Annotated in this window: 15 protein-coding genes; 7 read left to right on the plus strand and 8 right to left on the minus strand. The window is 70.5% G+C overall.

Features of this window, described 5'->3' with window-relative positions; genetic code table 11:
* Positions 1-2 precede the first annotated feature (2 nt).
* Both LG391_RS32430 and LG391_RS32435 read right to left on the minus strand, forming a co-directional pair.
* Positions 3-1,190: an ABC transporter substrate-binding protein gene (locus tag LG391_RS32430; protein ID WP_225772930.1), complete on the minus strand. Its 1,188-nt coding sequence runs from the start codon at positions 1,188-1,190 to the stop codon at positions 3-5.
* Positions 1,191-1,402: 212 nt separating this feature from the next.
* Complete coding sequence (locus tag LG391_RS32435) at positions 1,403-1,786, minus strand: cytochrome c family protein (protein WP_225772931.1); 384 nt, start codon at positions 1,784-1,786, stop codon at positions 1,403-1,405.
* Positions 1,787-2,007: 221 nt separating this feature from the next.
* On the opposite strand from LG391_RS32435, the gene LG391_RS32440 reads away from it, so the two are divergent.
* Entirely contained in the window at positions 2,008-2,979 is a 972-nt protein-coding gene (locus LG391_RS32440; RefSeq protein WP_225772933.1) for a quinoprotein relay system zinc metallohydrolase 2, read from the plus strand.
* Positions 2,980-3,006: 27 nt separating this feature from the next.
* Positions 3,007-3,798 carry a quinoprotein dehydrogenase-associated SoxYZ-like carrier gene (locus tag LG391_RS32445; protein WP_225772935.1) on the plus strand — a complete coding sequence of 264 codons (792 nt, stop codon included), beginning with the start codon at positions 3,007-3,009 and terminating at the stop codon, positions 3,796-3,798.
* Between the two features lie 189 nt (positions 3,799-3,987).
* Here the strand turns inward: LG391_RS32445 and LG391_RS32450 are convergent, their stop codons facing one another.
* Positions 3,988-4,329 carry a hypothetical protein gene (locus tag LG391_RS32450; RefSeq protein WP_225772937.1) on the minus strand — a complete coding sequence of 114 codons (342 nt, stop codon included), beginning with the start codon at positions 4,327-4,329 and terminating at the stop codon, positions 3,988-3,990.
* 83 nt (positions 4,330-4,412) lie between these two features.
* Between LG391_RS32450 and LG391_RS32455 the strand changes: the two genes are divergently transcribed.
* From LG391_RS32455 to LG391_RS32475, 5 genes are all read left to right on the plus strand, one after another.
* Positions 4,413-4,868, plus strand: coding sequence for a hypothetical protein (locus tag LG391_RS32455; protein ID WP_225772939.1), 456 nt, complete (start codon positions 4,413-4,415; stop codon positions 4,866-4,868).
* A 457-nt stretch (positions 4,869-5,325) separates the two neighbouring features.
* Positions 5,326-7,128 (plus strand): lanthanide-dependent methanol dehydrogenase XoxF5, encoded by a 1,803-nt coding sequence (xoxF5, locus tag LG391_RS32460; RefSeq protein ID WP_225772941.1) that lies wholly within the window; start codon positions 5,326-5,328, stop codon positions 7,126-7,128.
* A gap of 94 nt (positions 7,129-7,222) precedes the next feature.
* Complete coding sequence (locus LG391_RS32465) at positions 7,223-7,774, plus strand: c-type cytochrome, methanol metabolism-related (RefSeq protein WP_225772943.1); 552 nt, start codon at positions 7,223-7,225, stop codon at positions 7,772-7,774.
* 10 nt (positions 7,775-7,784) lie between these two features.
* Positions 7,785-8,621: a substrate-binding domain-containing protein gene (locus LG391_RS32470; protein WP_225772945.1), complete on the plus strand. Its 837-nt coding sequence runs from the start codon at positions 7,785-7,787 to the stop codon at positions 8,619-8,621.
* A 7-nt stretch (positions 8,622-8,628) separates the two neighbouring features.
* Complete coding sequence (locus tag LG391_RS32475; protein WP_225772947.1) at positions 8,629-9,177, plus strand: PQQ-dependent catabolism-associated CXXCW motif protein; 549 nt, start codon at positions 8,629-8,631, stop codon at positions 9,175-9,177.
* A 70-nt stretch (positions 9,178-9,247) separates the two neighbouring features.
* Here LG391_RS32475 and LG391_RS32480 read toward each other — a convergent pair whose 3' ends face one another.
* From LG391_RS32480 to LG391_RS32495, 5 genes are read right to left on the minus strand one after another with little or no spacing between them, the layout of a single operon-like run.
* Positions 9,248-9,427 (minus strand): hypothetical protein, encoded by a 180-nt coding sequence (locus tag LG391_RS32480; protein ID WP_225772949.1) that lies wholly within the window; start codon positions 9,425-9,427, stop codon positions 9,248-9,250.
* Positions 9,424-9,528, minus strand: coding sequence for a type II toxin-antitoxin system ParD family antitoxin (locus LG391_RS35095; RefSeq protein ID WP_374200825.1), 105 nt, complete (start codon positions 9,526-9,528; stop codon positions 9,424-9,426). Before LG391_RS35095 ends, LG391_RS32480 begins: the two co-directional genes overlap by 4 nt.
* Before the next feature lie 60 nt (positions 9,529-9,588).
* Positions 9,589-10,341, minus strand: a complete 753-nt coding sequence (locus LG391_RS32485; protein WP_225772950.1) for an ABC transporter ATP-binding protein — start codon at positions 10,339-10,341, stop codon at positions 9,589-9,591.
* Positions 10,338-11,120, minus strand: coding sequence for an ABC transporter permease (locus LG391_RS32490; protein WP_225772952.1), 783 nt, complete (start codon positions 11,118-11,120; stop codon positions 10,338-10,340). The genes LG391_RS32485 and LG391_RS32490 overlap by 4 nt, the downstream gene beginning before the upstream one ends.
* Complete coding sequence (locus tag LG391_RS32495) at positions 11,110-12,090, minus strand: ABC transporter substrate-binding protein (protein WP_225772953.1); 981 nt, start codon at positions 12,088-12,090, stop codon at positions 11,110-11,112. Before LG391_RS32495 ends, LG391_RS32490 begins: the two co-directional genes overlap by 11 nt.
* Between the last annotated feature and the right edge of the window lie 193 nt (positions 12,091-12,283).

The raw sequence follows: 12,283 nt of genomic DNA on the forward strand, positions 1-12,283 counted from the left end.
CCTCAGGGGTTCAGCCGGCACTGCGATTCCGGCTCGTCGTAGCCGAGCGTGTCCAGCGGCGTGCGCTGGTGCAGGAAGCCCTCCTGCGGCGAGACCGAGACCAGCATCATCGGCGAGGCCAGCAGGATCGGCTGGCGCAGCTGCTGGTCCCAGCGGCGGAAGGTCAGCGGCACGCCCTTGAAGGCGGCGAGCTGGAAGGCGTCGGACACCAGATAGTCGCGGATCGCCGCCGGATCGGCCTTGCCGGTGCGGGTGACCGCCTCGCCCAGGGCGCGGACCGCCGCCCAGGCGGCGTAGTCGCGCTCCAGCATCCAGCGGCCGGCGGCCTTCTGGAAGCGGCGCTGGACCTGGGTGCCGCCCCACTGCTCCTGGCTGCGGTGCCAGGCGGTCGGCACCAGCCCCTGGGTGCCGACGACCGGCCGCGCATCCCAGGTGCGGTAGGGCAGGTACTCGCCGAACACCTCGCTCTCGTCGGCCACGACCATGACGTCGTAATCCGGCAGGCGCTGGGTCAGCTGGGTCATCTGCCGCTGCACCTGCTGCTCGCCGGTGTCGGCACGGCGGGAGCCGGCCTGGAACTCGTATGTTCGTTCCTCGACGATCCGGGCGCCGTAGCGCCTGGCGGCGCGGCGGACGGCGTAGGCGAAGGCCTTGTCGTCGTCCAGCGTGCCGGAGACCAGGACCCAGCGGGTCCAGCGCTTGAACGCCAGGTACTGCGCCAGGGCGTCGGCCTTCATCGCCCGGCTGGGGATGGTGTGGAAGACATTGGCGCGGCAGTCGGCGACGCGCAGCCGGTCGTCCTGGGCGCGGGCGTCGAGGATCACCGCGTCCTTCATCTCCGGCAGGTCGGCCAGCTGCAGCAGGCGGTCGGCCGCCAGGTCGGCGACGATCAGCCTGACGCCCCTTCCGGCCATGGCCGCGGCCGCACCGGCCAGGTCGCCGCCGGCCGGGACCACCGTCTCGTCCAGCGCGTAGTCCTGGCCGAGAAAGCGGCCGGTGGTCTGGTTGTCGGTGAGGGCGAGCCGGGCGCCGGCCAAGCCCTTGTCCCTGGCCACCGGTTCGACCAGCGACGGCGGCTCCGGCTCCCGGACCGCCTCGCCGAGCCAGCCGATGGTGACCGACAGCTTGGGCGCCGGCTGCTGGGCCGCGGCCGGAACGGCCGACAGAAGCACCGCAAAGCCAAGCGCCACCCAGCCATTTACTCTCCCCCTCCCCTTGCGGGAGGGGGTAGGGGGAGGGGTTTGTCGATCGAAGAGTGCCGGCGCCTGGCCGCCGCGAACCGCGGCCGTCGGCGGCGCTGATCCGCGAAGGCCTGCTCCGGCGGCAACACCCCCTCCCCCTACCCCCTCCCGCAAGGGGATGGGGAGGTTGAAAAGGAAGAGGCGGCTCGCAGGGCCCATGGTCAGCTCGCGCCCGCCTCCTTCAGATAGGCGATGACGGCGAGCCGGTCCTCTTCCTTCGGCAGGCCGGGGAACACCATCTTGGTGCCCGGCACCAGGGTCTTGGGATTGGCAAGATACTTGTCGAGCGTCGCGTCGTCCCAGGTCAGATGCGCGTTCTTCATGGCATCGGAATACTTGAAGCCCTCGAGCGTGCCGGAGGTGCGGCCGACCACGCCGTGCAGCGACGGGCCGAGCTTGTTGGTGCCGGCATCCATCGAATGGCAGGCTTGGCATTTGGCGAAGACCTGCTTGCCCTTGGCCGCATCGCCCGCGGCGTCCTGGGCCTGGGCCGCGATCGGCAGGGCGAGCGCGGCGACTGCCGCGACGAGCGCAAAACCTCGCATCTCGGACGTCCTCCTGCTGGGCCGGACGGGCCGGCGTTCCGCTTCGGCGCGGCGGTGGCCGGAGGCCGGCCGCACCTGCCCGCTCGACGGCGGGGATTGGCCCGACTGTATGAACCGCCCCCGGGCCCGACAAGGCGAGAACAACCAACTGAGACCAAAGTCCAATTCAGCCGCACGGCAAAAGCGCGCCCTGTTGTTCCTGCCATTGCGGGAGAATTCGGGTGCCGCCATTCGCGCACGGGCGAAAGCCGGACCGGCCGGGGGCGCTGAGCCGCCGGAACGCGATCGGCGGCGCCCTGGCGCTGGGTCTGCTGGGCGCCGCCCCGCCGGCCGCCCCGCCGCTGCCGGTGACCGAGGTCGCGCCCGGCGTCTTCGTGTTCCGGGGCGCGCATGAGGAGGCGACGGCAGCCAATCTCGGCGGCATCGCCAATCTCGGCTTCGTCGTCGGGAACGACGCGGCGGCGGTGATCGACACCGGCGGCAGCGCCGCCGAGGGACGGCGGCTCCGCGCGTCGCTGTTCCACCGGACCGCCCTGCCCGTCCGATGGGTCGTCAACACCCATTTCCACCCCGACCACGCGCTGGGCAACGCGGCCTTCGCCGGGCCGGGCACCACCATCGTCGGCCATGCCAACCTGCCGCGCGGCCTGGCGGCGCGGGCCGACACCTATCTCGACGGGCTGCGCCGGGCGCTGGGCGATGCCGCCACCGGCACCGGGATCGTGCCGCCGACCCTTCTGGTGCGCGACCGGCTGTCGCTCGACCTCGGCGGGCGGACGCTGGAGCTGAAGGCCTGGCCGGCGGCGCACACCGATGCCGACCTGACCGTGCTGGACAGCGCGACCGGCACGCTGTTCGCCGGCGACCTGGTGTTCCTGGAGCGGGTGCCGGCGATCGACGGATCGCTGCGCGGCTGGGTCGACGCCATCGCCGGGCTGCGGCGCGAAGCCGGGATCCGGCGGGTGGTGCCCGGCCACGGTCCGGCCTCCGCCCCCTGGCCGGATGCGCTGGACGACGAGGAGCGCTATCTTCGCCTGATCCTGGACGAGACCCGCGCGGCGCTGGCCGCCGGGCGCAGCCTCGACCAGGCGGTGGCCACGGTCGGCCGGTCCGAGCGCGGCCGCTGGCTGCTGTTCGACGACTACAACGACCGCAACGTCGCCACGGCCTATACCGAGCTGGAATGGGAGTAGGCGAAGAATGGCAAGGGGGAGGACACGATGCCGAAACACGCCGCAGCCCTGATCCTGGCCGCCCTGCTGGCCCTGGCTGGCCCCGCCCGGGCGGAGGACCCCTGGCCCGACCTGAAGACCGCGATCTTCGGCGACAAGGCGGTCGCCGACGGCAGCGCCTTCATGCGGGTCGAGGCGCCGCAGCGCGCCTATGACGCCGCCGTGGTGCCGGTGACCATCCGCTTCGACCGCGAGCATAGGCCGGCCGGGCGGATCCGCGCCGTGACCCTGGTGGTGGACAAGAACCCGGCGCCGGTCGCCGCCGTGTTCCGGTTGGGCGACACCATCGCCGACCCGACGATCGGCACCAGGGTGCGGGTGAACGAATACACCAACATCCACGCCGTGGCCGAGACCGAGGACGGGTCGCTGTTCATGGCCGCCGCGTTCGTCAAGGCGGCCGGCGGCTGTTCCGCCCCCGCGACCAAGACGCCGGACCAGGCCGAGGCCCATCTCGGCGAGATGCGGGCCAAGAACCTCGACGCGGTGCAGATCGGCGCGCCGAGCCGGGTCGAGCTCCTGATCCGCCACCCGAACTACTCCGGCATGCAGATGGACCAGATCAAGCGCACCTACGTGCCGGCGCGCTTCATCGAGACCATCGAGGTCAGCTACGACGGCGCCCGGCTGCTGCAGGTCGAGGGCAACATCTCGCTGAGCGAGAACCCGGTGGTGGAGTTCAGCTTCACCCCGACCGAGACCGGCCGGCTGAGCGCCACGGCCAGGGATTCCGACGGCGCCGTGTTCACGCAGGCCTGGCCGGTGCCGGCGACGATGTGAGCCGGGATGCCGATGCCGGAGACCCATCCAGGAATGGGCAGCCGCGCGCCCACGCCCCCTCTATTGTCATGCCCGGGCTTGACCCGGGCATCCAGAGAGCGTCGACACCTTCTGGATTGCCGGGTCAAGCCCGGCAACGACAGGGAAGGGAAAACGTCTCCCTCCGGAGGATTACCGGTCGGGCAGCCTCTAGAAACACCGGAAATCGGCTTCGATCTGCGCCAGGCGCAGCGTGTCGACCATGGTCTTCAGCATCGTCATCTCGCGGAAGATGCCGGCCTGGTCGCCGGTGGCGAACTGCATGCGCAGCACGGTCTCGGCCTTCTCGTAGTCGGCATAGGGCATGATCGAGGACACCGCGTCGATGCTGCAGGAGCAACGCTGCAGCATCTCCTGCGTCTCACCGTTGCTGGCCATGCAGCCGATCACGTAGTCGGCCACCACCGGGGTCGGATAGTCGTTCGCGCGCGCCGGGCCGGGCGTGGCGAGCAGCGCCGGGGCAAGGAGGGCGAGAACCGCACAGCCCTTCATGGCGATCGCTCCGCAGTCGCGTCGGGGGGCCAGCAGAGCAAAGGGGCGCGGGTGGGTCAATTCGTTCCAAGGAACGAGACCCCATGACCGGCCCGGTCCCGGCGGCGCTGGTGGCGACCCTGCTGACCGCCGTCTCCGGCTACACCGGCTATGCCGTGCCGGGCGATCCGCCGGTCGTGATGATGGTGCCGCATGCGGCGCTGGAGGCGATGGCCTGCGACCATCCCTGCGCCGTGATGGGCTATGCCGAGCCCGACGGCACCATCACGCTCGACGACTCGCTGCGCATCGGCACCGACCCGGCCGACACCAGCATCCTGGTGCATGAGCTGACCCATTTCCTGCAGCGTGCCGCCGCGGGCGGGGCGGCGGCGGCCGATTGCGCCGCCTGGATCGAGCGCGAGCGCGAGGCCTATGACGTGCAGTACCGCTGGCTGCGCGACACCGCGCCGACCATGCGCGAGTTCTCGATCCGCCTCGCCCGCCTCGGCCCCCATCCGCTGATCCCGCCCTGCCGGCCCGGCCAGCCCATGCCCTGAGCGGCGCCGCGACATGATTGGGCCAAGGGTGCGGAACTATTGCCGTTGCCCTTGAACAAGCGGTCCCGCCGCCTTCTTTCGCGCCGCAAAAGCCCTATCGAGGCCTCGGCTTCACTGCCGGACCGCCCATCACGCCCCGGCCGATCCCCACATTGTCGGCCCGAACGCAAAATCAATATTTGAAGATTGTACCTTGGTCTAATCCAAGTATTTTATTCGCAGCTGCGAAATTCCGATTTCCTACCAAAGAACAATACGATTTTGTGTGTTTGCAATTGACTGGGATTTGGATGTCTTCGCAAAGTGATGGCGGTCGTCTTCCGAATGAAGCACCAACGGCCCGGAGACGAGGCCATGACGACCGGGCCCGATGGCGTGAACGACCGTCGAGGCGGACCTCCGGCATGCCGCTGGCATCGCCGCGGGTCCCGCATCGCGATCAATGGGAGGATAGCGAATGCCCAGATTGCTGCGCGTTTCCGGGACCGCCTTGGCGCTTGTGCTCGCGCTGGCGGCCGTGCCGACGGTGGCGTCGGCCAATGACGAGCTGCTGAAGCTCGAGAAGGACCCCAACCAGTGGACCCAGCCGCTGGGTGACTATGCCAACACCCGCTACAGCGCGCTGAAGCAGATCACCACCGAGAACGTCAAGAACCTGCAGGTCGCCTGGACCTTCTCGACCGGCGTGCTGCGCGGCCATGAGGGCGGGCCGCTGGTGATCGGCGACATGATGTACATCCATGCGCCGTTCCCGAACACGGTCTACGCCCTGGACCTGGCCAACAACGGCAAGATCGTCTGGAAGTACGAGCCGAAGCAGGACCCGAACGTCATCCCGGTGATGTGCTGCGACACCGTCAACCGCGGCGTCGCCTATGGCGACGGGATGATCTTCCTGCACCAGGCCGACACCACGCTGGTGGCGCTGGACGCCAAGACCGGCAAGGTGGCGTGGAGCGTCAAGGACGGCGACCCGACCAAGGGCGAGACCGGCACCTCGGCCCCGCTGGTGGTCAAGGACAAGGTCCTGATCGGCAATTCCGGCGGCGAGTTCGGCGTCCGCGGCCACATCTCGGCCTACGACATGAAGACCGGCAAGCTGGCCTGGCAGGCCCATTCGATGGGCCCCGACGCCGACACGCTGATGGACCCGGAGAAGACCACCGAGCTGGGCAAGCCGGTGGGCAAGGATTCCGGCATCTCCACCTGGCAGGGCGACCAGTGGAAGATCGGCGGCGGCACCACCTGGGGCTGGATCTCCTACGATCCGGAGACCAACCTGATCTACTACGGCACAGGCAACCCCAGCACCTGGAACCCGGTGCAGCGGCCCGGCGACAACAAGTGGTCGATGACCATCTTCGCCCGCGACGCCGACACCGGCATGGCGAAGTGGGTCTATCAGATGACGCCCCATGACGAATGGGACTATGACGGCGTCAACGAGATGATCCTGGTCGACAAGCCGTTCAACGGCAAGGACCGCAAGCTTCTGGTCCATTTCGACCGCAACGGCTTCGGCTACACGCTGGACCGCGTCACCGGCGAGCTGCTGGTGGCCGAGAAGTACGATCCGGCGGTCAACTGGGCCAGCAAGATCGACCTGAAGACCGGCCTGCCGGTGCGCGACAAGAAGTACTCGACCGAGGCCAATGGCGAGGACGTCAACTCGCAGGGCATCTGCCCGGCGGCGCTCGGCTCGAAGGACCAGCAGCCGGCGGCCTATTCGAAGGACACCGGCCTGTTCTACGTGCCGACCAACCATGTCTGCATGGACTACGAGCCGTACAAGGTGGCCTACACCGCCGGCCAGCCCTATGTCGGCGCGACCCTGAGCATGTATCCGGCGCCGGGCGGCGACCATCTCGGCAACTTCATCGCCTGGGATGCGGAGAAGGGCAAGATCGTCTGGTCGATCCCGGAGCCGTTCTCGGTGTGGAGCGGCGCGCTGGCCACCGCCGGCGGCGTCGTCTTCTATGGCACGCTCGAGGGCTATCTGAAGGCGGTCGACGCCAAGACCGGCAAGGAGCTGTACAAGTTCAAGACCCCCTCCGGCATCATCGGCAACGTCAACACCTTCACCAGCAAGGGCAAGCAGTACGTTGCCGTGCTCTCCGGCGTCGGCGGCTGGGCCGGCATCGGCATGGCGGCAGGGCTGACCAACCCGACCGAGGGCCTCGGCGCGGTCGGTGCCTATCAGTCGCTGTCGCAATACACCCAGCTGGGCGGGACGCTGACCGTCTTCGCCCTTCCCGACTGAAGCCTCCCTGTGCCTCGGAGGCGGGCTTCGGCCCGCCTCCTTCTTCTTGGGATCCAGCCACGCCGACATGCCACATCATCCGAGAGGATCGAGGATGCCTTTCCGCGCCTTCCTGTTCCGCACCGCCCTCCTGACCGGCGGCCTGATCGCGATCGGCGGCTTCGCCGCCGCGGGCTTCGCCCAGGACAAGAGCAGCGACCCGGCGGTGCAGCAGCCCGCGGCGAATGCGCCCGCGGCGGCGGCCGAGGGGGAGGAGAAGCCCTACAAGATCGCGGCGGACGGCACGGTCGCCTGGTCGGTCTACAACGGGTTCCGCCGCTACAACGGCATCTGCTACGTCTGCCACGGGCCGGACGGCGAGGGCAGCAGCTTCGCCCCCAGCCTGGTCGATTCGCTGAAGACGCTGTCCTTCGACCAGTTCATGGACACGGTGGTGAACGGCAAGGAGACCGTGAACACGGCCAGCGAGAAGAAGATGCCGGCGCTGGGCACGGATCCGAATGTCATGTGCTACATCAACGACATCTACGCCTATCTCAAGGCCCGGTCCGACGGCGCCGTGGGACGCGGCCGGCCGGCCAAGTTCGAGAAGAAGACCAAGGACTATGCCGAGGCCGAAGCCTCCTGCATGGGGACGCCCGGCTAGGGCGCCCGCCATGCCCCCCTTCACACGGCGCGCCGCGGCGCTGGCCCTCCTGGCCGGCGCCGTGCTGCTGTCCGGGCCCGGCCGGGCCGAGCCGCCGCGGCCGGAGGCGATCGACCGCTCGGCCCTCAGGGTCTGCGCCGACCCCGCCAATCTGCCCTTCTCCAACGACAAGGGCGAGGGCTTCGAGAACCGGATCGCCGAGCTGCTGGCGCAGAAGCTGGGCGTGCCGGTGCGCTACACCTGGTACCCGAACTCGACCGGCTTCCTGCGCATGACGCTGCGCGCCCGGCGCTGCGACCTGGTGATGGGCATCGTCGCCGGGGCGGATCTGGTGCAGAACAGCAACCCCTATTACCGCTCCGGCTACGTGCTGGTGACGCGGCGCGAGGACAAGCTCGACGGGCTGAGCAGCCTGTCCGACCCGCGGCTGAAGTCGCTGCGCCTGGGCATCACCGCCGGCACGCCGCCCGCCAACCTGGCGGCGCGCGACGGGCTGATGGCGCAGGCCCGGCCCTATCCGCTGGTGGTCGACAGCCGCTACGACGCGCCCGGCAAGCAGATGATCGACGACCTGGCGTCCAGGCAGATCGACGTCGCGGTGCTGTGGGGGCCGATCGCCGGCTATTTCGCCAAGCAGCATGGCGACGCGCTGGCGGTGACGCCGCTGTCGAACGAGGCGAAGGACACGAGGCTCGACTTCTACATCACCATGGGCGTGCGGCCGGGCGAGAGCGACTGGAAGAACCGGATCAACAAGCTGATCCGGGAGAACCAGGACGCGATCACCGCGATCCTGAAGGACTACGGCGTGCCGATGCTGGATGCACGCGGCCAGCCGATGCTCTGAGGCGCGCATGATCCGCCCCCTGCTCCGCCTCGCCGTGCTGGCGCTCTGCCTCGCCGCCGGCCCGGTGCCGGCGCAGGTGGCGGAGCCCGACGGCTACCGGATGGAGGCCTACCGGGCGCCGGTGCCGGCGACGCTGCAGGGCGCGACGGTGGTCGACGCCGCGGCGGTGGAGGCACTGATCCGCGGCGGGCCGGTGGTGGTGATCGACGTGCTGCCGCAGCCGCCGCGGCCGGACAAGCTGCCGGCGGGGACGGTGTGGCGGCCGCCGGAGCGGCGCGACATCCCGGGCAGCGTCTGGCTGGCCAACACCGGCTACGGGGCGCTGTCGGCGGAGATGGAGGCGTATTTCCGCAACGCCCTGGCGGCGCTGACTCTCGGCGACCGCGCCCGGCCGCTGGTGTTCTACTGCGACGCGGAGTGCTGGATGTCCTGGAACGCCGCCAAACGCGCGGTGGCCGAGGGCTACACCGCGGTGCACTGGTTCCCGGGCGGGGTGCAGGACTGGACCGCCGGCGGCCGCCCGACCCTGCCGAACGCGCCGCTGCCGGTGAAGTAAGGTCGGACGCCTCTCACAATTCCCATTTCGTCATCCCGCGAAAGCGGGGAGGTGGTGGGGTAAAGCCGCTTCAGCGGCGCTTCTCCGTTCGGTCGCGCAACTTGGTCAGACTTTCGAGAACCTCTTCGCCGGTGAGAAGGCTCGATGGATCGGCCCTGGCTTCGTCATAGGCGGCCACGACTTCGGTGCGCAGCCATTTCTCCAGCGCCCGGTCGCGGGCCTGCAGGGCGCGCAGCCCGTCCCGGATCACACCTCGCTCTCGCTGGCATACTCGCCCGAGGCGACCTTGGCCCGGACCATGTCCGCCATCTCGTTCGGAAGAGTGACGCTGAACTGCTGGGTGGTGCGCAACTGCGCCTCCGATCCTGCTGAATAGGATGGAACACTATCACAGATCCGGTTGGAACGCAGTCAGGCGCGGTCCGCCGGCTCGTCCTCGCCCGCCGGCACCGCCAGGCCCGGGTCGAAGCGCAGCAGGGCGTCGACGACTGCGTCGATCCGCGGGTCGGCGGGGTCGCGCGGATGCGGCAGCTCGATGCCGCGCTGCAGCGACACCCGGCCGGCGCCTTCGGCCAGCACCACCACCCGGTCGGCCAGGGTCACCGCCTCGCGCAGGTCGTGGGTGACCAGCAGCACGGTCGGACGGTGGCGGCGCCAGTAGTCCGCCAGCAGGGCCCGCATGCGGCCGGCCAGGGCGTGGTCGAGCGAGACCAGCGGCTCGTCCAGCAGCAGCAGGTCGGGCTCGACCAGCAGCGCCCGGGCCAGGGCGGCGCGGCGCTGCATGCCGCCGGAGAGCTGGCCGGGCCAGGCATCCTCGCGGCCCGCCAGCTCGACCGCGGCCAGCCACTCCCGCGCCTCGGGCTCGGCGGCGCGGCCGGCGACCAGCAGCAGGTTGTCGAGCAGGCCGAGCCAGGGCACCAGGCGCGGGTCCTGGAACACCGCGGCGCGGCGGCGCGGCGGCCCGTCGGGCCAGTCGATCCGGCCCTGATAGCCGGAATCGAGCCCGCCGATGATGCGCAAGAGCGTGGTCTTGCCGCGGCCGGAGGGGCCGACCAGGGCCACGAACTCCCCCGCCCCGATCGAGAGATCGACGCCGTCCAGCACGTCGCGCGGCACCGGGGCGGCGAAGCGCCGGCGGATGCCCTGCAGCGCCAGGCCGATCACGGCGACCGCCAGCGGCCGGCGGCGCGGTCCAGAGGCTGCAGCAGGAAGGCCTCGATCGCCAGGATCACGGCGATGAACACCAGCGTGTAAGCGAGGATCCCGGCAATGTCGAAGAAGTTGAAGAAGCTGCGGATCTGGAAGCCGACGCCGTCCGGCCGGCCCAGCAGCTCGACCACCAGCACGATCTTCCAGGTCAGGGCCAGGCCGGAGCGGGCGGCGGCCATCAGGCTGGGCGCCAGCTGCGGCAGCACGATCCGGCGCAGCACCCGGCCGCGCGGCACGTCGAACAGCTGCGCCATCTCCATCAGCGGCCGGTCGAGCGCGCGGGCGCCCTCGCGAGTGATCGCCACCACCAGCGGCGCCTTGTTGACCGCGACCGCGATCACCGCCGCCCATTCGTTCAGCCCGAACCAGACGTAGCAGAGCACGATGGTGACCAGCGCCGGCATGTTCAGCGCGATCACCAGCCAGCCGTCGAACAGCTCGTCCAGCAGACGGCTGCGGCCGAGGACGATGCCGATGGCGGTGCCGATCACCATGGCGGCGGCGAAGGCGGCCAGCACCCGGGCCAGGGTGATCGCGACGTTGTACGGCAGGTCGCCCGCGACCATGTGCTGCCAAGCCGAGGCCGCGACCTCGGCCGGCGGCGGCAGCACGGCGCTGTCGGCCAGGAAGGCGGCGAGCTGCCAGATCGCCGCCAGGATCGCAAGGGAGAGCAGCCAGCGCCAACGCCGCAGGCTTGGCGCCGTTTCGGCGGCCGGCGAGGCGTCAACCGCCATGGCCGGGCCAGAAGGTGCCGGGCGGCAGCGCCGTCAGCCCGCCGACAGCGGCCGGGGTGATGCCGGCCATCAGCCGCAGCGCCGCGGCGGCCGCCGCCTCGTCCGCCGGGCTCGGCGGCGCCGGGATGCCGGCGCGGTAGCCGTCGCGCAGGGCGGCGAAGACGGCGTCGTCCTCGGCCTTCATCTCGGGCTTGAGCCGCTGCCACAGCGCGTCGTCGGTCTTCATCGCGGCCTTGGCGGCGAAGGAGGCGTCGAGGAAGCCGCGCGCGAGATCGGGGTTCTGCGTCGCCCAGGAGTCCCGGAACACCCAGCCGAGCAGCGGCGGCGGGCGGTCGAGGCCGAGCGCCGGCAGGATCTTCGCGATCTCGACCACCGGCTGGAAGCCCTTCGCGGCCAGGCGGGCGGCGAACTGCCAGAAGTTCAGCACGGCGTCGAGATCGCCGCGCAGCGCCAGCTGGTTCAAGAGCGGCGGGGCGGCGGAGGTGACGGGGGCGGCGGGCGGCAGGTCGATGCCGGCCTGGCGGGCATAGGCCTGGATCAGCACCCAGCTCTTGTCGTCCTCGCCGCCGGCGACGCCCAGGCGCTTGCCGGGCAGGTGCCGGATGGTGCGGATGCCGGTCCTGGGGTCGGCCATCAGCGAACCGACGGTCAGCGAGAACGGCACGAAGGTGACGTCGCGCCCGGCCTGGCGCTGCCGCGCCACCCAGATCCAGTCGGTGACGATCAGGTCGACCGCGCCGGACTGGAAGGCGACGGCGGCGGCGTCCTTGTCGGCCAGGACCAGTGGCTCGAGCACGAAGCCGTGGCGGCGGTCGAGCCCGTCGCCGATCACCGCCAGCTCCCAGTTCACCGTGCCGAGCTGCAGCGTGCCGACGCGCACCCGCGGCAGGTCCTGGGCGCGGAGCACGGCCGGCGCGGCCAGCAGCGCGCCCCCGATGAGCAATTCGCGGCGGCCGATGAGAGGCGGCATGCGGACCATGGCGAGGGAAGCCTCTTCGCTACGCTGTCATGCCCCGGGCCTGACCCTGGCATCCAGAGACTGTCGACACCGTCTGCCCGGCCTGGTCAAGTCCCCTGGGCCGGTTCTCCCCCTCACCCTCCCGCTGCTTCGCATCGGGCCCCTCCCTCTCCCCGAGGAGAGGGGTGGTTCACCTCTCCCTCGG

The sequence above is a fragment of the Inquilinus sp. Marseille-Q2685 genome, from assembly GCF_916619195.1.
Classification (GTDB): domain Bacteria; phylum Pseudomonadota; class Alphaproteobacteria; order DSM-16000; family Inquilinaceae; genus Inquilinus.